The organism is Streptococcus australis (genome assembly GCF_015553625.1).
In the GTDB taxonomy this organism is placed as follows: domain Bacteria; phylum Bacillota; class Bacilli; order Lactobacillales; family Streptococcaceae; genus Streptococcus; species Streptococcus australis_B.
Genome location: NZ_JADNGY010000002.1, coordinates 211121 through 235835, shown reverse-complemented (window position 1 = coordinate 235835; position 24715 = coordinate 211121). Strand labels below are relative to the sequence as shown.

Below are 24715 nucleotides of genomic sequence, written 5' to 3'. Positions count from 1 at the left end.
GGTTGAGTGGGTTCTACTACGCTGATTTCATCAGCTTTTATAGCAGAACTCAACTGTGCGGAGGTGGGACGACGAAATCGAATTCTAACGAATTACCGATTTCTGTCCCACTCTTATTTTTTTTCTGATGAAGATGAACTGGAACTACTTGAGCTAGAATCGTCACTCGATGATGAAGAAGAACTGAACTGTTCAGGATGGAGTTCCTTATAGCTAGGAGCCTTGAAGAGATCAACCGTTGACTGCTTGCCTTTTTGGCTATAGAGACTGGTTGATGCATCCCCTTTTTCTTTTTCGATTTTCTTCAATGCTTTCATCGAGTTATTGTAAGAGTAATCATCTGGGTTGACTTTTCCAAGATCATTACCGGTATAGAACCGTAAGAGATCACCAGTTTGAATACTATCACTAATTTTGAGTTGAAGATTCGCTGCCTCACGGATCTTATCGAGTTGCTCTTTCGTTGTTTCGTCTGGATTGGTGATTTCTTCACCAGTCTTGGTGTAATAGGTCCGGCCACTGTAACTTGTATACTCAGGGGTCACAAAGTAGTTAGATGAACGGAAAGCAACGATTTGACTATGATCTGGAGATAATAAGTCTTGTCCAACTTGAAGGAAGTTCTTAGAATCAATTCCTAACAAGTGTTCCAATGTCGGAAGCATATCAATCTCTCCACCGTAGGTTTCAATCACTTTCCCCTTGTCCATACCTGGAATCACCACCATATAAGGCACGCGTTGCAACATGGCATTGTCATAGCTAGACCATGTCTCCGAGTTCTTATCGAGCAGAGGAGCTAGGGCTGGATTCCGAGAATTTGAAATACCGTAGTGGTCACCATACAAAACAATAATAGAGTTCTCATATAAGCCTGAAGATTTGAGATAATCAAAGAAGGCCTTGACGGAAGCATCCAAGTAGTTGGCTGTAGCAAAATACCCATTAATTGTTTCATCTTGCGTTTCTGCCAGAGGGAAGCCGACTTCGTCACCAATCAGACTCGTCGTATAAGGATAGTGGTTGGAAACTGTAATGAATTTGGTGTAAAACGGTTGTTGCATGTGTTCCAAGTACTTGATGGAATCCTTAAACATGATCTTATCGTTGAGTCCATATTGGAAGGAATTGGTATCATCTTGCTTGGTAAAGTAAGAGGCATCAAAGAAGTAATGGTAGCCCCATTGTTTGTAAGCTGTATTACGGTTCCAGAAGCTTCCGGCATTTCCGTGGAAAACAGCACTGGATTGGTAGCCATTCTTAGAAAGAATAAAAGGAGCTGCTTGCTGGGTGTTGGTGCCACCGTAGTTCACCATAAAGGAACCTTGGTTCAAACCAAACAAGCCTGTTTCAATCATGGTCTCTGCATCTGATGTTTTACCAGCTTTTACCTGGTTGAAAACATTAGCAAATGCAAAGGTTTCATTTGAATGGTAGAGCGAGTTGATAAAAGGGGTTACTTCGTATTCTTTGCCATCGACCTTCAATTTATAATCGATCAAGAATTGTTGGAAACTTTCCAAGTGGATATAGATGACATTTCGTCCCTTAGCTAGACCAAAGGTTTCAGGATTTGGTTGAGCATAGTGGCTAGCAACATACTCTTCAACTGGCTTCAAGTCTACTTCAGAGGCTTTTGAGCGTTCTTTATTTGCCATGTAAGTCTGGTTGGCACTGTAACCTAGGAAGGCTGGCAAGCCAAGCGCACGAACCACATAGTAATTGGAGAATCCACGCGTTAACAACTCCGGACGGTCAATTTCTGCCAAGAAAAGGTTGGCAGAGAAGAGCATAGCAGAGAGAGAAGTAACTGCAAAACTTGCCCGTTTATTAAATGGACGGGGATCTAGTTTGACCAATTTTTTAAAAAAGAGGAAAGCTAGAATTGGAAAGTCTAGAATATAGATGATGTCCCAAGGTCGGAACAATTCTAAGGCTGCTGCCCCAAGACCAGCGGATACCTTACTAGAGGCTAGCATGGTATTGACAGTTACGAAATCTGTAAACTCACGATAATAAATCGAATTGGATATCAACCAGATAAATAAAATGACATAGATGCTAAAAGATAGCAAATAGAAGAGTTTGGTTCTCTTAATATAAAAAGCGAGACCGATGAATAAGAGACTTAACGGTATCGGGTTAATGATTGCAAGAAAAACCTGATAGAAGCCTTGAATATCTAGATTAAAGTCTACTGTATAGGCCCACATGGTTTTAAACCAATAAAGCAACAGTAGGGTAAAGACAAATCCTAGTCTGGTACTCATAGCATCGAGTATCGTTTTGGTAATTTTTTTCACAAAAATATACTTCCTTGCCTTATTTCCTAAAAATTTTCTTACAACAGTATACCATAATTTAGATCGTTTTGAAAATAAAGCAAGCAGATAATGAGGGATAGAAAGTCTAAGATTGAGATTTGTAATCTATTACTAAACAAAAAGAGCAAGAATGTTTAAAACGATGGTGATCACTTTGTTATTAATCGTATTTTTAAGGAAGAGACTTTGTGAAATTTTGAAAATTTTGATACAATAGAGAGTATGAAAAAGCTGACAATTAACCGACAAGTTGAGAAGAAAATCCATAAAGGTTATAAGATTTTAGAGAAGATTGACTTTGGGCAGCTCCCCTTTGACAATGAGGTTGTCGAACTAGTTACAGCTTCGGGCCACTTTGTTGGGACAGGCTACCTTTCTGAGCAAAACAAGGGACTTGGTTGGGTCATCTCTCCGAAGAAAATCACCTTGGATCAGGCTTACTTTTGTCACTTATTTGCTGAGGCTAAGTCAAAACGTCAGTCTTATTATCAGTCGGAATTGGATACTGCTTTTAGAATTTTTAATCAAGAAGGCGACGGATTTGGTGGTTTAACCATTGATCTCTATGAAGATTATGCCGTCTTTTCCATTTACAATGCCTTTGTCTATCAAATCAGAGACTTGATCGTTGCAGCTTTTCAAGAAGTTTTTCCTGAAGTCTTGGGAGGATATGAAAAAATCCGTTTTAAGGATCCCGGTTATGAGTCAGCTCATCTATTTGGTCAAGAAGCTCCAGAGACCTTCTGTATTTTGGAAAATGGAGTTCGTTACCAAGTTTTTCTGAATGATGGCTTGATGACAGGGATTTTCTTGGACCAACATGATGTGCGTGCTAGCTTAGTAGATGGCTTAGCTGCAGGTAAATCCTTACTCAATATGTTTTCCTACACAGCGGCTTTTTCGGTAGCAGCTGCCATGGGAGGAGCTGTAGAAACAACTTCTGTCGATCTTGCCAAGCGTAGTCGGGAACTATCCCAAGCTCATTTTGTGGCAAATGGTCTAGAATTGGACCAGCACCGCTTTATTGTCATGGACGTTTTTGATTATTATAAGTATGCCAAGCGTCATGCCTTGACTTATGATGTGATCGTTTTAGATCCGCCGAGTTTTGCTCGCAATAAGAAGCGTACCTTCTCTGTTGCGAAGGATTATCACAAACTGATTGAGCAGTCCCTAGAGATTTTAAATCCAAAAGGGATTTTGATTGCAAGTACCAACGCTGCTAATGTCAGTCGAGATAAATTTAAAAAAGAAATTGAAAAGGGCTTCAAAGGCCAAAAACATCGCTATATCAGTGAAGTAGGACTTCCAGCTGATTTTCGATACAATGAAAATGAAGAAAGTAGTAATTACTTGAAAGTTTTTACAATTAAGGTGGATCAATGAAATTAGTCGTTTCTGTAATGCCAAGAAATTTTGAAGAAGCACAGGCCATTGATGCCAGTCGTTATCAGGATGCAGATGTCATTGAATGGCGTGCGGATTATTTGGACAAACATGATATCTTACAAGTTGCGCCTGCCATCTTTGAAAAATTTGCCGGTCGTGAGATTTTATTTACGTTGCGGACACGGGAGCAGGGAGGTGAAATTGACCTTTCTGGTGAAGAGTACGTAGCCCTTATCCATGATATCAACAACATCTATCATCCAGACTATGTCGACTTTGAGTACTTTGGTCATCAGGCCGAATTTAATCAGATGATGGATTATTCCAATCTTTGCTTAAGCTACCATAATTTCCAGGAAACACCTGAAAACATGATGGAGATTATGTCAGAATTAACCAGCTTTACACCAAAATTGGTCAAGGTATCTGTGATGGCTCATACCGAGCAGGATGTTCTTGATTTGATGAACTATACACGTGGCTTTAAGACGCTGAATCCAGAACAAGAGTTCGTTACCATTTCTATGGGGAAAATTGGCCGAATCTCTCGCATTGCTGCCGATTTAACTGGTTCGGTTTGGTCCTATGCCAGTGTAGGGGAGGAAAGTGCACCAGGTCAAATCAGTTTGTCCAGCATGCACAAGATTCGGGAGATCTTAGATGAAGATTGATGGCTATACGCGAATGGCGGCTGTCATTGCCAAGCCCATTCGTCATAGTATCTCTCCCTTTATTCACAATCATGCTTACCAACTAACCGCTACCAATGCGGTCTATCTTGCTTGGGAAGTGGAAGAAGATGAAGTTGCACAAAGTCTTCAACAGTTACGAGTACTGGATATGTTGGGGGCCAATATTTCCATGCCCTATAAGAAAAAGGTCCTACCCTACTTAGATCAGGTAGATGAAAGTGCCCAACTCATCGGTTCGGTCAATACAATTGTTCAGAAGGATGGTTGCTTAACAGGATACAATACCGATGGACTTGGTTTTTTAAAGAGTCTACCCAAGACTTTTTCTATAAAGGATAAGAAACTTGTCCTTTTGGGAGCAGGTGGGGCAGCAACTGCCATTATCCTAGAAGCTATTCGACAAGGAGTGGCAGAGATACATTTATTTGTTCGCCCAGAAAGTTTAGCCAAGTATCAGGCTATCTATTCTCCACTGTCCGAAGCTCTCTCTTTTTCAATTGTCCTCCATGACTTATCCAGTTGGGACCAGGTCAATGCAATGATGGTGGGAGCGGATTTATTGATCAATGCTACTGGACTTGGAATGGATGGGGTTTCCCTTCCTGTTCCTAAGGACTTTACCTTTCCTAAAGGATGTCTAGTAGCCGACTTAGCTTATTTTCCTGCCAAGACACCTTTTCTTCAATTAGCGGAAAAACAAGAGGTGCAAACGGTAAATGGGCTTGGAATGCTGTTTCATCAAGCTACCCTAGCCTTCGAACTGATGACGGAAAAAACCTTCCCAGAGCAGGAAGTATGGCAAGCTTTGAAATTGGAATACCCTGATTATGTATTAGAAAAATGATGGAAGAAAACAGATAAACTTAATCAAGTATGCTCTGTTTTCTATTTTTATACAATGGTGAAATTGTAATGTTTTTCACATAGATTTGAAAGGAGATCTTTATGAAGGTGAATGTTGATCTACCAAAGAATGGTTATGAGATTGTCATTGAGAATGGAGCAATCCAAAAGGTTGGAACTTGGCTCAGTCATTTATGGGAACCTCAAAAAGTAGCAGTCATAACAGACAACCATGTGGGATCCCTTTATGCAAGTCAGGTAGTGAAATGCCTTGAAAGTGAAGGATTTACAGTTGTTCATTATGAGTTTCTAGAAGGAGAAGCTAGTAAAAATCTAACGACTGTTCAGAAAGTTTATGAATTCTTAGCGAAGAATGGCATGACACGATCGGATGGGATCCTTGCTCTGGGTGGTGGCGTTGTCGGAGATCTAGCTGGTTTCGTGGCTTCCACTTACATGCGTGGGATTCATTTCGTCCAAGTACCAACTAGTTTGACAGCTCAAGTCGATTCTTCTATTGGAGGCAAGACTGGAGTAAATACGCTCTATGCTAAAAACATGGTAGGAACCTTTGCCCAACCTGATGGAGTCTTGATTGACCCTGAGATGCTACGGACCCTGGGTCAACGTGAGTTGATCGAGGGCATGGGGGAGGTCATCAAGTATGGACTCATTGAGGATCCAGAATTATGGGAAGAATTGGAAGGAATGGATGGCTCTGTCGAGTCTATTTATGAGCATGCAGAATCCCTGATTGCCCATTCTTGTCAAGTTAAACGCAAGATGGTCGTCGAAGATGAGCTAGACCAGGGCATCCGTCTTTATCTGAATTTTGGTCATACTCTTGGACACGCCATTGAAGCGACTGCAGGTTATGGCCAGGTCATGCACGGAGAAGCCGTAGCGATAGGGATGGTACAAGTCACTAAGGTGGCAGAAGCCAAGGGACTCGTCCAAGCCGGTTTAACACAGGCCATTCGTCAAATGTGTCAAAAATTTGGCTTACCGGTAGAATTCCATGGGTGGAATAAGGAAGAGCTTTATCAAGCCTTGACCTTGGACAAGAAGGCGAGGGGCAATCAATTAAAACTCGTTTTGGTACCAGAAATTGGTACTTGTCAGATTCACCCAGTCCCATTGGAAGAAATGAGAGACTTTTTAAACTAGAAACCGACAAAGGAGATACCATGCGTTATTTAACAGCAGGAGAATCACACGGACCACGACTAACAGCTATTATTGAAGGAGTGCCTGCAGGACTCCCTTTGACGGCTGATTTTATCAATGCTGAGTTGAAACGTCGGCAAGGGGGCTACGGTCGTGGAGCACGGATGAAGATTGAAAGCGATCAGGTCGAGATCACCTCCGGAGTTCGCCATGGATTGACCATGGGAGGCCCCATCACCTTGAATGTCACCAACCTAGACCATCAAAAATGGCTGGAGATCATGTCTGTCAGTGATGTGGAGGAAAAGAAAAAGGGGCTTCGGAAAATTACTAAGCCTCGTCCAGGCCACGCTGATTTGGTCGGTGGGATTAAGTACCGTTTCGATGACTTACGCAATTCCTTGGAGAGGTCATCAGCTCGGGAAACGACGATGCGGGTAGCAGTAGGTGCTGTAGCCAAACGATTATTAGAAGAGATTGGGATCCAAGTAGCCAGCCACATCATTAATTTCGGTGGCATCGAAGTAGAGGTTCCAGAAAATCTTACGGTTTCGCAAATCAAGGAAGCGGTCGCTCAATCCGAGGTTTCTATTGTCAATCGAGAGCGAGAGGAAGAAATCAAGGCCTATATCGATAGCGTGAAGAAAGAAGGAGAGACCATCGGAGGGATCGTTGAAACCATTGTAGGTGGTGTGCCTGTTGGTCTAGGATCTTTTGTCCAATGGGACAAGAAATTGGATGCCAAAATTGCTCAAGGGGTTGTCTCCATCAACGCCTTTAAAGGAGTAGAATTCGGAATGGGCTTTGAAGCAGGTCGTCGTAAGGGCAGTCAGGTCATGGACGAAATTCTCTGGTCTGAAGAAAATGGCTATACGCGTCGAACCAATCATCTAGGCGGATTTGAAGGAGGCATGACCAATGGAGAGCCCATTATCGTCCGTGGGGTTATGAAACCTATCCCGACCCTTTATAAGCCCCTCATGAGTGTCGATATTGAAACGCATGAGCCATATAAGGCAACGGTGGAACGGAGTGATCCAACAGCACTTCCAGCTGCAGGAGTTGTCATGGAGGCTGTAGTGGCAACGGTCTTAGCCACAGAAGTCTTGGACAAGTTCTCTTCTGATAATCTGGAGGAATTGAAGGAAGCTGTCGAGCGTCATCGGGCCTATACCAAAGCTTTCTAACTGGAGAAATAAATGGAAGAAAAGGTTGTATATATCGTTGGTCTAGGACTGATTGGAGCTTCGTTAGCCATGGGGATTCGGAAGGCCCATCCAGAAGTTACTCTATTAGGTTATAATCGCAGTCAAGCCTCGCGGGATATTGCTTTGAAGAATGGGATTGTTGATAAGGTGACGGCCAATCTTGAAGAGTTTTCTTCTAAAGCAGATGTCATCATCGTCTCCTTACCTGTGAAACAAACGATTGAAACTTTTCAGCAATTGTCAAAAATGCCACTGAAAGAAGGGGTTATTGTAACGGATGTGGGGTCGACCAAGGGGGCTATTGTAAAAGCAGGTCAAGAAGCTTTTAACCATCTCCCAGTCCGTTTTGTCGGTGGGCATCCCATGGCGGAGAGTCACAAGACGGGAGCTGCCTCGGCTGACTCTACCCTCTTTGAAAATGCTTATTATATTTTTACTCCAACAGCTGAGACTGATTCCAGTGCTATTTTAGAAATGAAGGATTTGCTCTCAGGGCTTGGAGCCCGTTTCATCGTGGTGGATCCAATTGAACATGATCGAGTCACTTCTCAAATCAGTCACTTTCCTCATGTATTGGCTGCAACCCTTATGGGACAAGCAGCGGCTTATACTGAGGATCACAGCCTAGCAGGTCGCTTTGCTGCAGGTGGATTCCGTGATATGACGCGGATTGCAGAGAGTGAGCCTAGCATGTGGACTTCTATCTTGCTGTCCAATCCAAGTGCTGTTCTTGATCGGATAGCGGACTTTCAAAATCGCCTTGATCAAGTTGCTGATATGATAAGACAAGGGCAAGAAGATGACATTTGGTCCTTCTTTGATCAGAGTCGGGAGCAACGCCAGCACATGCAAATCCACAAACGAGGCGGGGTGGAAAGTACCTTTGACATTTTTGTGGATGTCCCAGACGAAGAAGATGTCATCCTTCGGATCTTGGAGTTGCTTCGCGGGACTTCCTTAGTCAATATTCATATTAATGAGGAAAACCGGGAAGATGTTTATGGAATCCTCCAAATTTCCTTTAAGACAGCTGCAGATCAAGCAAGGGCTGAAGCCCTGATTACAGAGCAAACGGATTATAGCGTAGTGATCAAATAGGTCTCAAGTAGGATTTTTTAAAAAATAGCAGTTTCTAATACAATATGTAAAATATTCTTTGTATAATAGAATGAAATCAAACCTTTAAGGAGAAATTACATGTCAAATATTTATGATGTAGCTAATGAATTGTCGCGTGGAATTCGTGACTTACCAGAATACAAAGCTGTTCTTGCTAGTAAGGAAGCCATTGATGCAGATGCGGATGCAAAAGCATTATTCGGAGACTACCTCGCTTTCCAACAAGAAATTCATGGGGTCATCCAGTCTGGACAAATGCCAACTGAAGACCAACAAAAGAAGATGCAAGATTTTGCTGAAAAATTACAAGGAAACCCAATTGTGAATGAATTTTTCACAAAACAACAGCAATTATCTGTTTATCTAGGAGATATTGAACGGATTATTTTTGATCCAGTTCAAGATTTATTTAAATAAGGGAGAGAGGCTGGGACAAAAGTCCTAGCCTCTCAATTGTCTTTGGATTGTCGCGCAAGACGCAGTGGTTGAGTGGGCTCTACTACGCTGATTTCATCAGCTTTTACAGCCCTACTCAACTGTGCGGAGGTGGGACAACGAAATCGAATTCTAACGAATGACCGATTTCTGTCCCACTCTCTTTTTCTCTCCCCTCTTGGAGGTCCTTCCAAGTGAACGTTGAAAATGGCTTTTTTTTATGGTAGAATTTTTAGAAAAGCTTGAAGGGGTAAGCCATGAAATTACAAACGAATTGTAAGGGTTTAAATGGAATCATTCGTGTTCCAGGGGATAAATCGATCAGTCATCGCTCGATTATCTTTGGTAGCCTTGCTCATGGAACCACTAAGGTCTATGATATCCTACGTGGTGAAGATGTCTTATCCACTATTCAAGTATTTAGGGACCTAGGCGTCTCTATCCAAGATGATGGTCAAGTGATCACCATCGAGGGGAAAGGTTTTGAGGCCTTTCAACAGCCTAAGAATGATCTGGATATGGGGAATTCAGGCACTTCTACTCGATTAATAGCAGGAGTCTTAGCGGGAAGTCCCTTCCCAGTTACCATGGTTGGAGATGATAGCTTGTCCAAACGACCAATGGACCGAGTGGCGATCCCTCTTCGAGAGATGGGAGTCACGGTCCAGGGCCAAACAGATCGAGACATGTTGCCCCTTCATCTGCATGGATCAAAAGAGTTACAACCAATCCATTATTCATTACCGGTAGCTTCTGCGCAGGTCAAGTCAGCTCTTCTTTTTGCAGCTATGCAAGCAGAAGGGGAGTCAGTCATTCTAGAGAAGGAACTGACACGAAACCACACCGAAGATATGATCCAGCAGTTCGGTGGCCGGATCAGCGTGAAGGGCAAAGAGATTCGCTTACGTGGGCCCCAGAGCTTCCAAGCCTGTGAGGTGACGGTACCAGGTGATATTTCCAGTGCGGCCTTTTGGTTGGTAGCTGGTTTGATTGTTCCTGATAGCAAGATTCGTCTGGAGAATGTCGGGATCAATGAGACCCGTACAGGCATTCTAGAGGTTATTGAAAAAATGGGTGGCAAGCTTCAAATCTTGGATCTTGATCCAGTTGCTAAGGCTGCGACCCTTGTCGTAGAGACTTCTGATCTCCATGGAACGGAAATTTCAGGTGATTTGATTCCTCGCTTGATTGACGAGCTTCCTATCATTGCTCTTTTAGCAACGCAAGCTTCTGGCAAAACCATTATCAAAGATGCTGAAGAATTGAAAGTTAAAGAAACGGATCGCATTCAAGTCGTGGCAGATAGTCTAAATGCCATGGGAGCTTCCATCACTCCAACAGAGGATGGCATGATCATTGAAGGGAAAACGCCCTTGCATGCTGCTAGTCTGCAAACCTTTGGCGATCACCGGATCGGCATGATGGGGGCGATTGCAGCCCTGCTTGTGAGAGAGGGTGAAGTGGAACTCGAGCGTGCAGAAGCTATTAATACCAGCTATCCTTCCTTCTTTGCAGACTTAGAAAAGGTGTCCCATGCCTAAAGTACTACTCGGCTTTATGGGAGCAGGGAAAACAACCATTGGCCGTTTATTGGATCCAGCTTTTGTAGATATGGATGCGCTCTTGGTTCAACGCATAGAAATGCCGATTTCAGACTATTTTGCTCGCTTTGGAGAAGAGAGGTTTCGGCAGCAAGAGTCACTTTTGTTGCAAGAATTGCTCGAACAAGAAATCCCAGTCATTGCTACTGGTGGGGGGATTGTCCTAAGGTCTGAAAATCGTCAGCTTCTCAAGAAGAATCCTTGTAATATTTATTTTCGGATTGATTTTGATCGCCTCTATCAACGACTGGCGACTGATCCTGTAAATAAGCGTCCTCTCTTTCTTGCTAAAAATCAAGAAGACTTTCGTGACTTGTATGAACAACGCCTGCCTCTATATGAAGAAGTAGCCACCCATGTGATTGAAGTTGCTGATAAGACACCCGAAGAAATAGTGGAGATGATTCGATGCTTGTAGCTTATCTCGGTCCTAAGGGATCCTTTACCCATCATGTAGCTCTGGAAAGTTTTGAAGAGTCCGAATTGTGCCCTTATGGTTCTATTACTGAGGTATTGAAAGCCTATGAATCCCATCAAGTAGACTATGCAGTCATCCCTGTTGAGAACTCCATTGAAGGCAGTGTCCATGAGACCATTGACTATCTCTTTCACCAGGCCAGTTTCCAGGCTATCGCAGAAGTGGTTTATCCCATTAAGCAACAACTATTGGCCGTTAAGCAGGATCGAGCCATTGAAGTGATCTATTCACATCCACAAGCTTTAGCCCAGGGAAAAGCCTATGTCCAAGAGCATTTCCCTCAAGCCAGACTGGAGATGACAACTTCGACATCCTATGCAGCTCGATATGTCTCTCAACATCCGGAACTACCTATTGCAGCCATTGCGCCTTTGGAGGCTAAGGATGAATATGGTTTGGAAGTTGTAGCCAGTAATATTCAAGAGATGGATCAGAATTATACCCGCTTTTGGATTCTTGGTCAGCGACCTTTTGAAAGCAGTCGCTCCTTAAAGAGTGTTGCCTGTAAGGATAGTCTGGCCATCACGTTGCCAAGTAATATTGCAGGTTCCTTATGCCAGGCCCTATCTACATTTGCTTCAAGAGAATTAAATTTAACAAAAATTGAGAGCCGTCCTTTAAAGACGGCCCTAGGGGAATATTTTTTTATCATCGATGTGGTGGATGCTGACGAATTACTGTTTGCTTCTGCCTATCAAGAACTGGAGTCCCTAGGAGTATCCATCAAAACCTTAGGCCACTATTCGGTCTATGTGCTAAAAGACAATGAAACGGAGAACGTATGAGTAGAGAATCAGAAAACCTATCCTATCATGAACAAAAGAGATTGGATTACCTTTATTCCAACTACCATTACCTGAACGAGAAAGAGCAGTCGGAATACAAGTACCTAAAAAATAAATCAGAGGGACATTTCCAAGATGACCCCGTTTCAGCAATTGCTGAAGAGTCTGAGGCTTCTTCAAGTAGAGGAGAAAATGAGTCTGATGAATTACCTGTCTATCCATCACGTAGTCGAAAGGATAAAGCCAAATCCAATAAAAAGAATCGAGAGGAAGTAACAGGTCTTCCCAAACGTAAGAAGGGAAGAAAAATCCGCTTCAAACGTATTTTAAAGTGGATTGCCCTTTTCTTCTTATTGGTTCTTGGTGGAATGGTCTTTATGTTTATCAAGGGTTTGAATAGCAAACCTGGTGGGACGAATGCTCAACCAGCTGTAAAAGAGTATTTTAACGGCCAGAAGACCAGTGACGGGGTCAATATCCTTATCTTGGGTACTGATGGTCGAATAGGGGAAAGCTCGTCTGAGACTCGTACAGACTCCATCATGGTGGTCAATGTCAATAATAAAGATGGCAAGATCAAGATGGTCAGCTTCATGCGGGATACTCTAGTCCATATCGATGGCGTCAGCCAGCAAACGGATCCAGACTATCCAGATTACTATGACCAGAAGCTCAATACGGCCTTTACCATTGGAGAGCAGAATAACAACCAAGGGGCGGAATTGGTCCGTCAGATGCTTAAGGATAACTTTGACATTGATATCCAATATTATGCCATGGTCGATTTCCAGACTTTTGCTACAGCCATCGATACCCTCTTTCCTAATGGAGTGGAGATGAATGCGCAGTTCTCCACCATTGATGGTGAAACCGTTTCTGAAGTTGAAGTTCCGGATGACTTGAATATGAAGGATGGCGTCGTTCCGAATCAGACCATTAAGGTCGGAAAACAACGGATGGATGGCCGGACCCTCCTCAACTATGCTCGTTTCCGTAAAGATGATGAGGGTGACTTTGGACGTACGAGACGCCAACAAGAAGTCATGTCTGCCATTGTTCACCAAATCAAGGATCCAACAAAACTCTTCACTGGTTCTGAAGCATTAGGAAAGGTATTCGCTATGACCTCGACCAATGTACCGTTCTCCTTCTTGTTAACCAACGGGATTGGCCTAGTCGGAAGTGCCAGCAAGGGGATTGAACGCATTACCATTCCAGAAAATGGGGATTGGGTCGATGCCTATGATATGTATGGCGGTCAAGGACTGCTGGTCGATTTTGATGCGTATAAAAAGAAATTGTCCCAAATGGGCTTAAGATGATATAATTAAGGGATAGGAGTGTTCCAAACTCCGTCCCTTTTAATTTGTAGAAAGATAAAAAAATGCTAAATAAGAATGAAATTGTAACCGTAGAAATTGTTGACCTGACCCATGAAGGAGCCGGAGTGGCTAAGGTGGATGGCTTGGTCTTTTTTGTAGAGAATGCCCTGCCTGGAGAGGTCATTCGCATGCGCGTGCTCAAGGTCAATAAAAAGATCGGCTATGGAAAAGTAGAGGAGTACCTGGAAAAATCGCCTCACCGCAATGAGGAGCTGGATCTTGCCTATTTGCGAAGCGGTGTTGCCGACCTGGGGCACTTAGCTTATCCGGAGCAATTAAAATTTAAGGCCAAACAGGTCAAGGATAGTCTTTACAAGATGGCAGGAATCTCTGATATAGAAGTACCCCTGACCTTGGGCATGGACCATCCTGTTCAATACCGCAATAAGGCCCAAGTCCCTGTTCGTCGCGTCAATGGTCAAGTCGAGACAGGCTTCTTTCGGAAGAATTCTCATGATTTGATGCCGATCGAAGATTTCTACATTCAAGATCCAGTCATTGATCAGGTAGTTTTGGCGCTTCGGGATTTGATTCGTCGTTTTGATCTCAAGCCTTATGATGAGAAGGAACAATCTGGCTTGATTCGTAACCTTGTCGTCCGCCGAGGGCACCATTCAGGAGAAATCATGATCATTTTGGTCACCACTCGTCCCAAGATTTTCCGTGTGGACCAGTTGATCGAGCAGCTGATCAAGCAATTTCCTGAGATTGTGTCTATCATGCAGAACATCAACGACCAGAATACCAATGCTATTTTCGGGAAAGAATGGCGGGTTCTCTATGGTCAAGACTTTATTACGGACCAAATGTTGGGCAATAGCTTCCAAATCTCAGGACCAGCCTTTTACCAGGTCAATACCGAAATGGCAGAGAAGCTCTATCAAACAGCCATTGACTTTGCAGACTTAAAAGAAGATGATGTGGTGATTGACGCTTACTCAGGAATTGGGACCATTGGCTTATCAGTTGCTAAGCATGTCAAGGAAGTTTATGGAGTAGAAGTCATCCCCGAAGCAGTTGAGAATAGCCAGAAGAATGCCAGCTTAAATGGCATTACCAATGCCCACTATGTCTGTGATACAGCTGAAAATGCCATGAAGAATTGGCTCAAGGAAGGTATCCAACCAACTGCCATCCTGGTCGACCCACCACGCAAGGGCTTGACTGAAAGCTTCATCAAAGCAAGTGCCCAAACAGGAGCTGACCGCATCGCCTATATCTCATGTAACGTCGCTACCATGGCGCGTGATATTAAACTCTATCAAGAGTTAGGCTATGAATTGAAGAAAGTACAGCCGGTGGACTTATTTCCGCAGACGCATCATGTCGAGTGTGTGAGTTTGTTGGTTAAACGCAGCTAATCCTCAAAAGGTTCACTGAACCTTTTGAGTCCCACAAACGCACCATGTTGAGGCGGTTTCACTGCTTGTACGAGCTACGAAGTAGCATAGTAGAAACGGAAGGCCCACCATATTGAACTAATATAAGTATTAAAAATCCTGTAGACCAATGCAAATTTTGGAGGTGGAGTATGGCTTCAAGTAAAGAATATTTAGATTTCATTTTAGAACAATTATCCGAGTTGGAAGAAATATCATATAGAGCAATGATGGGTGAATATATAATTTATTATCGTGGGAAAATCATTGGTGGAATTTATGATGATAGATTTTTAGTGAAGCCTGTCAAATCCGCAATAGCATACATGCCAAATGCAAAGTACGAGTTACCATATGATGGAGCAAAGGAAATGCTATTGGTAGATGATGTTGACAACAAAGAATATTTAACCTGCTTATTTGATTCAATGTATGATGAGTTACCTGCACCAAAACCAAAGAAAAAGAAATATTGACAGAATTCCATTTTGAGTCCTACAAACGCACCACGTTGAGGCGGTATCACTGCTTGTACGAGCTGAGGTATCAGCGAAGTAGAAGAATATTTTATACTCTAGGATAGGACTCGTAGAATGAGAAGATAAACCTTAGCCACTGCATTTGATCATGAACTTGCAACAAAGTTTGCTAAATAGTTTATGGAATTATATAATGGGATTTATTCTTAAACAAAGACAAATTAGAATTTATGGAGGGCATAATTATATGTGGGGTTATACTAAAATAAAAAATAAGACATTCTATATAACAATGATGGGGATTGCTTTGATGGCTATATTATCTTTGACAAAGATAAAACCCGAAACATCCATTGCAGGAGCTTCAGTTATAGCAGGAGTCCTATTTTTCTTTGTTGTCGACAACATGGACAAAAAATTACAAATAGAATCAGGATTACGCTTTAAAACTTTTTTTAGTGATATGAAAAAACAATGGGTAATTCCTCTGGTACTACTTACAGTAGCTACGGCTATAGTGTCGGTGGTTATTGGAGATATTATATTTAATGGGACGTATTCTGCTCATGTTATTGGAAGAACAGATACGATGTTGTCCTATAATAAAATACCGATCCTTACGATTCAAATAGTTATTGCAGCGTTAGTAGAGGAGATTGCATGGCGTGGATTTTTCCTTGGTAAAGCAATTAAATTTTTTCCATTTTGGGTTTGTGCATTTATGTCTGCTTTATTGTTTGCAATAGCCCATATTGCTATCGGAAACTTTGGACTCGTATTCTATGATGTTTTTACGATTTTTATTGACAGTATAATCTATGCCATAAATTATAAAAAGACAGGAAATTGTTTGATTTCAACAGTTTCGCACATTCTTTGCAATGTAGCTGGAATTGTATTTTTCATGATATTTATGTAGTATTTTTGAATTTTATATATTTAAAGGTATCATAATAAACAAATACCAGTTTGTAGAGGTAATACCTTTTAACGATAACCTTATGCTATCGTTAAAAGGTCTATAGACATGTTTCCATATGCAGACAGGTTCACTTGACATACTTAGTGTTCACTCGTTTAACGTCGAGTGTGTGAGTTTGTTAGTGAAACGCAGTTAATCCTCAAAAGGTCTCCCAAACCTTTTAAGTCCTTAGCGAGATTCCGGTTTGGATGTTTTGGGAGCGGAGTGGTACTGTAGTTTTGATCTTGGCTCTGATATGGAGGTCATGGCCAGAAAAAATGAAATAAAGGAGTTGAATTGATGGAGCACAATAAGCCAAAAGCAATTATATTCGCCTTTCTGGCAGCTATGTTTTATGCCATAAATGTACCAATATCAAAGGTTCTTTTGCAGCATGTTGGCCCGACTACAATGGCAGCTTCGCTGTACCTTGGTGCCGGGATTGGTATTGGGATAATGTCCTTGTTTAACAAGAAGGATAGAGAGAAAGCAGAGAGCCTGACAAAAGCGGATCTTCCCTATATTATCGGAATGATTGTTCTCGATATTGCTGCTCCGATTTTTCTGATGCTTGGAATTAGCTATGGTTCTTCAGCAAATGCCTCGCTTCTGGGGAATTTTGAAATTGTGGCGACGACGGTCCTTGCACTGATTCTCTTCAAAGAAGCTGTCACCAAAAGATTATGGCTTGCTATTGGGCTGATCACCCTGTCAAGTATCTTGCTGTCGTTTGAAGGAACAGACAGCTTTCATTTTTCTTATGGTTCTTTGCTAGTGATCCTAGCTACCATTTGCTGGGGACTTGAGAATAATTGCACGAGAGAGCTATCATCAAAGAGCACCTATCAAATTGTCATACTAAAAGGCCTCTGCTCTGGACTTTGCGCTCTAGTCATTGCCCTGATAAAAAAAGAGTCCTTTCCAGGATTTGGCTATATCGCCATTGCCTTGGCTTTAGGTTTTGTGGCCTATGGTCTTAGCATTTTCATGTATGTGAGAGCCCAGAATGTTCTCGGAGCAGCTAAGACCAGTGCCTATTATGCTGTCAATCCGTTGATTGGAGCCCTCCTTGCTTTTGTGTTTTTAAGTGAATCCTTATCCTGGATGTATGTGATCGCCTTGATCGTGATGATCATTGGTTCTGCTCTAGTGGTGGTAGATACGCTTATTCGCCAACACACCCATGAACACCAGCATAGCTTCAGCCATACCCATGGCGGAAGTACCCACACGCATACGGTATGGCATTCGCATGTCCACAAGCATTATCTAACAGAAGAGAACCACATACATCGCCATTCTATCAAGGAACTAGAGAGTCTAGCAGAGGAAAAAAGAATTGACTAGTTTTCATTATCTAAATCTTGATCTAGGTAACTAAAGTGTAGACGAACTGGATGAGTTACTAGTGAAAACTGCAAGAAGTGTTGGAAGGTGAATCGGAGAGTGATTGATGAATTTTATTAGTAAGATAGCCATAAATAAAGGCTGGTCAGATGATAAAAAATATTGTGTGACAGATCAAAATCAGCAAAACTATTTCTTGCGTGTTTCTGATAAGGATAAGTTAGATACTAAGAAATTTGAATTTGAGATGATGGAGAAAGTGGCTTCTCTTGGAGTTCCGATGTGTAAACCAATTAGCATAGAACTCTGCGATGACAAAGTATATTCTTTACACGAATGGATTGACGGAAAAGATGCAAGAGAAACCATTCTAACTATTTCAAAAGAACAACAATACACTTACGGAGTAGAAGCAGGAAGCATCCTTCATAAAATTCATTCACTCCCTGTAACAGAAGTTCGTGAAGATTGGGAAAGCTTTTTTAATCGAAAAATTGATGACAAAATCGCCAAATACAAAGAATGTCCCGTTCAATATGAAAACGGTCAGATCTTTATTGATTTTTTAAATGCAAATCGAGAATGGCTAAAAGATAGACCTCAGGTTTTCCAACATGGGGATTATCATATCGGAAATTTCATGATTGGTGAAGATGGCAAAATTTATGTCATTGACTTTGATCGATTTGATCTTGGAGATCCTTGGGAGGAGTTCAATCGGATTGTGTGGTCTGCTCAAGTCTCTCCCTCTTTTGCATCTGGTATGATAGATGGATATTTTGATGGTAAGGTTCCAGATTTATTTTGGGAACTTCTTGCTATCTATATTATAAATAACATAGTTGGTGCTCTTCCATGGTCTGTTCCTTATGGAACTGAAGAAATAGCAGTAATGCAAAATCAAGCTAAGGAAATTTTAGAATGGTATGAGGATATGAAGCAAATCATTCCTAGTTGGTATTTGATTGAGAAAAAGGATGAATAATAAAAGAGTTGATTAAAGAAGAACTTGATAATTGGAACGTTAAGAGTAAGGAGACTCAACAGGTTTACAAGTTAGCAAGTAAATTTATTAAGTGACAATTATCGGCTATAAAGTTGGAAAAATGGTAACTATAAAATAGTTTCATTCTAAAGTTTAATTTTAAACAACAACTCTATCCCTTTCGTTCTATAATATAGAGGCTTGCTAGCACCACACATCGAGTGTTTAAGTTTGTTAGAAAAAAATTTTTAATCTTCATGAGATTTAAAATTAACTACTAAAAAAAGGAACTATTATCATGGGAATATTCGATGATTTTGAGTACAAAGAAAACTACCAAAATGAAGAAAAAGTAATTGAAGTACTTAAAAAGATTTTAAGAGCAATTCATCAAAATAACTATAGAGATATTATAGATTGTGTTGATGGTTCAGAAGTTGATGATGTAAAAGAGTTACTTGAATATATTGAGGATTCATTACAATTAAATGATTTCGATAAAATTGATGAATATGGTGTAGAATGTAATTTCCATCCGAATTATGAGTATTCTCAACTACAAGTTTATGAATTTAATGATCAAACTGGCTTTGCTGTTGAATATCAGATGACCTCCGATTCTGAATTAGTAGATTTAACCCTACAATTAGAATTTTTATACAATGAGGATGGTTACAAAGTAACTTCTATAGATGTCGATCCTGGATAGACCAAACTTAATGATCTTCGTTATATATTACATATGTATACTAAGAATAGATGATTAGATTGTAAGTTGCATAGAATCTCGGTTAGTTTTTCAAATATAGAGGGGATGAAAGATGTATCTATTGGAATTGTATCAAAATGATTATTACAAAGATATAGTCGCATTTGGGTCCTTAAAAGAAGGAAAAGAATTTGTACCCAAAATAACTGGATATACTCTAGAAAATGAAGATGATTTTGTTCAAGGTAATAAAGTAGAAATAACAAACATTTAGATGAAAGGTTTAGAGTAAACATGAGTCTCTTATTTGAAGAATTTAAAACCATTTGTTTCTATTTAAATCGAGTTGGAATTACACCAACACTGATGGGTTCTTTGGGATTTGAGTTTAGAACGAAAGAAAATTGGGAGCCGTCTGACATTGACATTCATGTGCCTGGTGACCCTAGAGGTTGGGAAGCACCTGATCATCTCAGAATTTATGACTGGGACAAGATAATGAAAGTGATGAAAGACTTAGGCTACGTCTTAATAGATATTCATGAGCATGAATTCCAAAAGGATAGAGTGAGTGTTGAATTTGGAAGTATCGATTCCTTACCTGATTTTGCAGGAGTTTCGGAATCGGATATAGAGCTTATTCACATTGAAGGCATCACTTTTCGTCTTCCAAGTCTGGAGCAGTATCTAAGTATTTACAAAGCTTCCTCTCAAGACTCCTATCGAAATGATCACAATGACAATAAGGATTTTAAAAAGATCGAGTGGCTGGAAAGACATTTGTAAATTATCATATGAAAAGTAGTAAGTTGTAAAACTGGCTGCTATGTTATTTTTATTATCATTTTTGTTGGTTATTTAATTTATACTATAGAAAAATCTGTCCAATTGATCTAATCATAATCAAATAACAAGTAGGAACATTCATGTTTAACTCCAATAAGCTGATTATTTTTTTAATTTCCCTTCCTTTCCAGTGCTTTCGACAAAGTCAAAGCAATTTTTGATGATGCTGGTGTTGATGTGGACTTGTTGTAAAAACTTACTAAAGAGGATCCATTGTTTTATTCAATCAAACTAAAAATTGAAATCTAAACCGAATTTCTATGTTTGTAACCGCTTTTTTCTGCTATAATAATACTAGATAGTAATGCGGGAGTTTATTATGGTTATAAAAGGTTTTTTTAAAAATGTCATCGTTGGGATAGTTGCGGTTTTCATGTCCTTAACCTTTGTCCATGGGGTTCAAGCTCAGCAAACTGGACTCGATTACCAAAGTCTTAACCTACTACCTTTTACTGGTAGCAAGCAGCTCGTTTTAGGTGAGTTTGATCATTTAGGTCGTGCGACTTCAGCTCATATACAGTTACAAGATAAGGATGAACCAAAGCAGAAAAGAGAGCCGCGGCTTACCTACAATCCAGTTGGCTGGCATAATTATAAGCTGTCCTATGGAAACAAAGGGAAGAAGGCCTGGTTGTTCCATAGAGGACATCTGGTCGGCTATCAATTTAGTGGCTTGTCTAATGAAGGGAAAAATTTAGTTCCCTTAACTGCCTGGACCAATAGTGGAAATTATAGTGGCACTGCTGATAGTAATAATGAGGGGATGCTCTACTATGAAAAGCGCTTGGATAGTTGGTTGGCGACTCACCCTCATTATTGGTTAGACTACAAGGTGACCCCGGTTTATGAGGGTGATGAATTAATTCCGAGACAAGTCATCTTGCAGTATGTTGGGATTGATCAAGAAGGAAATCTACTCCGTATAAACCTAGGAAGTCCAAAAGAATCTGTAGATGCTTATGGGATTACCACTGTTACCTTGGACAACTACTCTAAGAATGCAACGATTGATTATGTAAAAGGAACAGCAACTCCATCACTGGTTCCGACTGAGCCAAGTAGTCAAGCACAACCTGTCAGTCCTCCTGTAGAGACCCAACCAAGTCAAGCTCCTCAACCGAGTCAATCAGTAGAGCCAGCTCAGCCAGTTCAACCTGTGGAGCCTACAGAACCAAGTCGTCAATTGGCTCCAGTAGTATATGTGGCAAGAAATGGGAGTGCGGATGTTTATTGGTATTCTTTAGACAACATGCCTCGCAATACTAATTTTTCTAAGGTTGTTCAGATGTCAGAAGAGCAAGCACTAAGTCTCGGAAAAAGGCATACATCCAAAGAATAAGGCTAAGATTTAAGCATAAAAAAAGCCCTGAAGGGCTTTTTTGTGTGTTGAAGTTTAACGAAATAGAAAAACTAATGAATATCTTTTTGTTAATCAATCTTCAACTTCATTAAAGAACTCAAGTTCTGGTTTGACATCTAGTACAGCATGTAAGAAGAGGATTAACTGTTCATATTTTGCAGGCGAAACCATACCTAAATCGAATTCGAATTCTTTCTCTCCCTCTCTTTCGATTAAGAAGAGATTCTTCGAGCGTACCTGTCCGTTACGAACCCACTTGATACGAACACCGAGTGCCTCAATTTCATTGAGAAAGATAGGATTAACGAAGCGTCCATGTTCTGTATTGAAGATAGCTTCGCGGTATAGGTAGAGTTGGTTAAGTCTATCGACAGCAGTCGCCTTCTCTTTGAATAATTCCACGTTTTCTTCAAGTTCTGGATAGTGGTCAAAAATATCTTGGTATTTTGCTTGAACTTTTTTTGGTGCAACTCGGATTAAATAGCCAAATCCAAGAATCATCGCTAAGAAAATAATGCCGAACAGAATTGAAAAGACAATCCCAACTGTATCGTTTTTCTGAAGAGCTGACGGAAGATTGAAGGAGATAAAAATCATCCCAATGATACTGAAGAACAACCACATTCCATAAATGGTGTATAAGCCTTTAATTTCTTTCTGCATAGGAACTCCTTATATTTATAATAGCTCTATTTTAGCAGAATGGAGTATTTTGTTCAATCAGAATTTGACTTGCAAACCTTTTTCTAAAGTTGTATCCTAGTACATGATTTTTTGTAATCGTTTGCATAAATTGATAAATGATGAGTAAAGAAATAAAAGTAGGAGACAAGACAGATGGAATTAACCGCTATTTATCATCGGCCTGAATCGGAGTACGCCTATCTTTATAAGGACGGCCAGCTCCACATTCGCATCAGGACCAAAAAAGAGGATATCAAACGGATCGTCTTGCATTATGGGGATCCCTTTATTTTTACAGAGGATCTATATGAGGAAACTGAGGAGATGGACAAGGTAACCTCAGATGATTTGTTTGATTATTGGCAGGTTTCCGTAGCCGTTGGCTATGCACGGATCCAGTATCTCTTTGAATTAGAAGATACAAAAGGGAAGAAGGTCTTGTACGGAGATCGAGGTATGGCTTCCTATAACAAGGAGAACCTTGAATTCGTCATGAACGGCTTTAAGCTACCTTTTATCCATGAGATTGATGGTTGTGCTGTTCCAGATTGGGTGGCGCAGACGGTTTGGTACCAAATCTTCCCAGAACGGTTTGCCAATGGGAATCCAGCCCTTTCTCCAGAAGGCGTCCGTCCGTGGGATGCATCAATTGCTCCTCAAATATTGGATTTCTTTGGTGGAGATTTACAAGGCATTATTGATCACCTAGATTACTTGCAGGAGTTAGGTATTACAGGGCTCTACCTTTGTCCGATTTTTGAATCTCCGAGCAATCACAAGTACGATACTATTGACTATTTTGAAATTGATCGACATTTTGGTGATAAGGAGACCTTCCACCAGCTAGTGAAAGAGGCCCACGCGCGTGGGATGAAGATCATGTTGGATGCCGTCTTCAACCATATTGGCTACGATTCCCCCCAATGGCAGGATGTGGTCAAATACGGGGAGGATTCGATTTATAAGGACTGGATCCACATCAATTAATTCCCGGTAGAGACTGATAATTTGTGGAATAGTCGTGACTTATCTTATCATGCTTTTGACTTCGCGGGCTATATGCCCAAGCTCAATACAGCGAATCCAGAGGTGAAAGACTATCTGTTGAAGGTTGCGACATACTGGATTGAAGAGTTCGATATTGATGCTTGGCGTCTGGATGTAGCGAATGAGATCGACCATCAATTCTGGCGAGATTTCCGTAAGGCGGTCTTAGCCAAGAAACCAGACCTCTATATCCTCGGAGAAATCTGGCATTCGTCCCAACCTTGGCTCAATGGTGATGAGTTCCATGCGGTTATGAATTACCCGCTCTCTGAAAGTATTAAAGATTATTTCCTGCGGGGGCTTAAGGAGACGCAACGTTTTATTTCAGAGATCAATAGCCAGTCAATGTACTACAGGCAGCAGATCTCTGAGGTTATGTTTAACCTCTTGGACTCGCATGATACAGAGCGCATCCTGACGACGGCCAAAGGCAATCTCCAGTCCGTCATGTCAGCTCTCGCCTTCCTCTATCTGCAACGCGGTACACCATGTATCTACTATGGAACGGAGTTAGCCCTCATTGGTGGTCCCGACCCAGATTGCCGCCGTGTCATGCCATGGGAGCGCGTGGCCGCGGACAATGACATGTTGAACTTTATGAAGGACTTGATCCAGCTACGAAAAGAAGTAGCAGAGTTGATCCAACATGGTCAAGTGAGTCTAGCAGAGGTTGAGTCGGATGTGGTAGCAGTAGAATGGCAGCATGAAGGTAACATGCTCAAAGCCTACTTTAACCAGTCGAAGAAAGACGTTGTCTTAGAAAAAGGACAGGCAGATCTGATGATTCTTGGGAGCATTTCCGATGATCGATTGATTATTCAGCCAAATGGATTTGTTATTTATAGAGAAGATAAGTAGGTTTGAAGACTGCAATTGCTAGATTGCAGTCTTTTTTTATAAATAGTTTCTTTATTCGTACCCTTATATTATAATGGAGATGAGAAAGGGGGAGACGGTGATGAAGATGTTAGCAATCAATCCTATTTCGGTTAAAAAAAGAATGATAGAATTTCTATTCGATTATCTTTTCATTCTAACTTATTTAGTTTTTCTGTTTATAGTTTCGATGCTTATTTACATTATTTTTTTTAATGGTGTCCCAGAGTTTACAGAAATTCAGTCGCAGTGGCTCGTATTTTTTACCTCTATTTTACCAATCACACTCCTTTTCACATACTTGGATTATGCAAAAAATGGGAGTTTTGGGAAGGTAAAAGCAGGACTTGAACTGGTCTACCAGAAAAAAACAGTACAAGCTAGCTTGATCAGAAACACCATTAAATTTTTACCTTGGCAAATAGGCCATATGGGCACAATTCATGGTTTCTATAGTAATTTTGATGGATTATCCATTATCCTCTCGATTTCGGCGACTCTACTCGCAGTTTTGCTACTGGCAATGACGCTGTTTAGGAAAGATAAGAGACATCTAGGTGACCTGCTAGCCCATACTCAAGTACAACTAAAAGAAGAATAGGATACAGAATGTTTATCC

Annotated in this window: 23 protein-coding genes and 1 pseudogene; 22 read left to right on the top strand and 2 right to left on the bottom strand. The window is 41.0% G+C overall.

Going from position 1 to position 24715, the window contains the following annotated elements; genetic code table 11:
• Positions 1 to 113: 113 nt before the first annotated feature.
• Positions 114 to 2303 carry an LTA synthase family protein gene (locus I2D56_RS02630; protein ID WP_154853211.1) on the bottom strand — a complete coding sequence of 730 codons (2190 nt, stop codon included), beginning with the start codon at positions 2301 to 2303 and terminating at the stop codon, positions 114 to 116.
• 243 nt (positions 2304 to 2546) lie between these two features.
• Between I2D56_RS02630 and I2D56_RS02625 the strand changes: the two genes are divergently transcribed.
• The 20 genes from I2D56_RS02625 (at position 2547) to I2D56_RS02530 (ending at position 21468) form a co-directional block, all read left to right on the top strand.
• Entirely contained in the window at positions 2547 to 3710 is a 1164-nt protein-coding gene (locus I2D56_RS02625) for a class I SAM-dependent rRNA methyltransferase (protein WP_195347919.1), read from the top strand.
• On the top strand, positions 3707 to 4384 hold the full coding sequence (gene aroD / locus I2D56_RS02620) for a type I 3-dehydroquinate dehydratase (RefSeq protein ID WP_006596075.1): 678 nt from the start codon (positions 3707 to 3709) through the stop codon (positions 4382 to 4384). Before I2D56_RS02625 ends, aroD begins: the two co-directional genes overlap by 4 nt.
• Positions 4374 to 5249: a shikimate dehydrogenase gene (gene aroE, locus I2D56_RS02615; protein ID WP_195347918.1), complete on the top strand. Its 876-nt coding sequence runs from the start codon at positions 4374 to 4376 to the stop codon at positions 5247 to 5249. The genes aroD and aroE overlap by 11 nt, the downstream gene beginning before the upstream one ends.
• Positions 5250 to 5350: 101 nt before the next feature.
• Entirely contained in the window at positions 5351 to 6415 is a 1065-nt protein-coding gene (aroB, locus tag I2D56_RS02610) for a 3-dehydroquinate synthase (RefSeq protein ID WP_154853199.1), read from the top strand.
• 20 nt (positions 6416 to 6435) lie between these two features.
• Positions 6436 to 7602 (top strand): chorismate synthase, encoded by a 1167-nt coding sequence (gene aroC / locus I2D56_RS02605; RefSeq protein ID WP_195347917.1) that lies wholly within the window; start codon positions 6436 to 6438, stop codon positions 7600 to 7602.
• A gap of 12 nt (positions 7603 to 7614) precedes the next feature.
• On the top strand, positions 7615 to 8721 hold the full coding sequence (locus I2D56_RS02600; RefSeq protein WP_195347916.1) for a prephenate dehydrogenase: 1107 nt from the start codon (positions 7615 to 7617) through the stop codon (positions 8719 to 8721).
• A gap of 99 nt (positions 8722 to 8820) precedes the next feature.
• A complete protein-coding gene (locus I2D56_RS02595; protein ID WP_123159111.1) occupies positions 8821 to 9159 on the top strand; it encodes a YlbF/YmcA family competence regulator in 339 nt (112 codons plus the stop codon).
• Between the two features lie 275 nt (positions 9160 to 9434).
• Entirely contained in the window at positions 9435 to 10718 is a 1284-nt protein-coding gene (gene aroA, locus I2D56_RS02590) for a 3-phosphoshikimate 1-carboxyvinyltransferase (RefSeq protein WP_195347915.1), read from the top strand.
• Complete coding sequence (locus I2D56_RS02585; RefSeq protein WP_195347914.1) at positions 10711 to 11196, top strand: shikimate kinase; 486 nt, start codon at positions 10711 to 10713, stop codon at positions 11194 to 11196. Before aroA ends, I2D56_RS02585 begins: the two co-directional genes overlap by 8 nt.
• Positions 11187 to 12041 (top strand): prephenate dehydratase, encoded by an 855-nt coding sequence (gene pheA, locus I2D56_RS02580; protein WP_195347913.1) that lies wholly within the window; start codon positions 11187 to 11189, stop codon positions 12039 to 12041. The genes I2D56_RS02585 and pheA overlap by 10 nt, the downstream gene beginning before the upstream one ends.
• Positions 12038 to 13363 (top strand): LCP family protein, encoded by a 1326-nt coding sequence (locus tag I2D56_RS02575; protein ID WP_195347912.1) that lies wholly within the window; start codon positions 12038 to 12040, stop codon positions 13361 to 13363. Before pheA ends, I2D56_RS02575 begins: the two co-directional genes overlap by 4 nt.
• A 62-nt stretch (positions 13364 to 13425) precedes the next feature.
• Positions 13426 to 14784, top strand: coding sequence for a 23S rRNA (uracil(1939)-C(5))-methyltransferase RlmD (gene rlmD / locus I2D56_RS02570; protein ID WP_195213796.1), 1359 nt, complete (start codon positions 13426 to 13428; stop codon positions 14782 to 14784).
• Between the two features lie 170 nt (positions 14785 to 14954).
• On the top strand, positions 14955 to 15278 hold the full coding sequence (locus I2D56_RS02565; RefSeq protein ID WP_123160375.1) for a TfoX/Sxy family protein: 324 nt from the start codon (positions 14955 to 14957) through the stop codon (positions 15276 to 15278).
• 196 nt (positions 15279 to 15474) lie between these two features.
• Positions 15475 to 16200 carry a CPBP family intramembrane glutamic endopeptidase gene (locus I2D56_RS02560; RefSeq protein WP_229038959.1) on the top strand — a complete coding sequence of 242 codons (726 nt, stop codon included), beginning with the start codon at positions 15475 to 15477 and terminating at the stop codon, positions 16198 to 16200.
• Between the two features lie 342 nt (positions 16201 to 16542).
• Positions 16543 to 17589: a DMT family transporter gene (locus I2D56_RS02555; RefSeq protein WP_195213797.1), complete on the top strand. Its 1047-nt coding sequence runs from the start codon at positions 16543 to 16545 to the stop codon at positions 17587 to 17589.
• Between the two features lie 106 nt (positions 17590 to 17695).
• Complete coding sequence (locus tag I2D56_RS02550; protein WP_195213798.1) at positions 17696 to 18574, top strand: aminoglycoside phosphotransferase family protein; 879 nt, start codon at positions 17696 to 17698, stop codon at positions 18572 to 18574.
• A 298-nt stretch (positions 18575 to 18872) separates the two neighbouring features.
• The gene (locus I2D56_RS02545) at positions 18873 to 19283 is read left to right on the top strand and encodes a DUF7668 domain-containing protein (RefSeq protein WP_195213799.1); all 411 of its coding nucleotides are present in this window, start codon (positions 18873 to 18875) and stop codon (positions 19281 to 19283) included.
• A 112-nt stretch (positions 19284 to 19395) separates the two neighbouring features.
• The gene (locus I2D56_RS02540; RefSeq protein ID WP_195213800.1) at positions 19396 to 19557 is read left to right on the top strand and encodes a hypothetical protein; all 162 of its coding nucleotides are present in this window, start codon (positions 19396 to 19398) and stop codon (positions 19555 to 19557) included.
• Between the two features lie 20 nt (positions 19558 to 19577).
• The gene (locus I2D56_RS02535) at positions 19578 to 20069 is read left to right on the top strand and encodes a phosphoribosylanthranilate isomerase (protein ID WP_195213801.1); all 492 of its coding nucleotides are present in this window, start codon (positions 19578 to 19580) and stop codon (positions 20067 to 20069) included.
• 379 nt (positions 20070 to 20448) lie between these two features.
• Complete coding sequence (locus I2D56_RS02530) at positions 20449 to 21468, top strand: DNA/RNA non-specific endonuclease (RefSeq protein WP_195213802.1); 1020 nt, start codon at positions 20449 to 20451, stop codon at positions 21466 to 21468.
• A gap of 93 nt (positions 21469 to 21561) precedes the next feature.
• Here I2D56_RS02530 and I2D56_RS02525 read toward each other — a convergent pair whose 3' ends face one another.
• A complete protein-coding gene (locus tag I2D56_RS02525; protein ID WP_195213803.1) occupies positions 21562 to 22152 on the bottom strand; it encodes a hypothetical protein in 591 nt (196 codons plus the stop codon).
• A 174-nt stretch (positions 22153 to 22326) separates the two neighbouring features.
• Here I2D56_RS02525 and I2D56_RS02520 point away from each other — a divergent pair.
• Together I2D56_RS02520 and I2D56_RS02515 are read left to right on the top strand one after the other, a co-directional pair.
• Positions 22327 to 24078: pseudogene (locus tag I2D56_RS02520) on the top strand (glycoside hydrolase family 13 protein).
• Between the two features lie 79 nt (positions 24079 to 24157).
• Positions 24158 to 24697 carry an RDD family protein gene (locus I2D56_RS02515; RefSeq protein WP_117744349.1) on the top strand — a complete coding sequence of 180 codons (540 nt, stop codon included), beginning with the start codon at positions 24158 to 24160 and terminating at the stop codon, positions 24695 to 24697.
• Positions 24698 to 24715 lie beyond the last annotated feature (18 nt).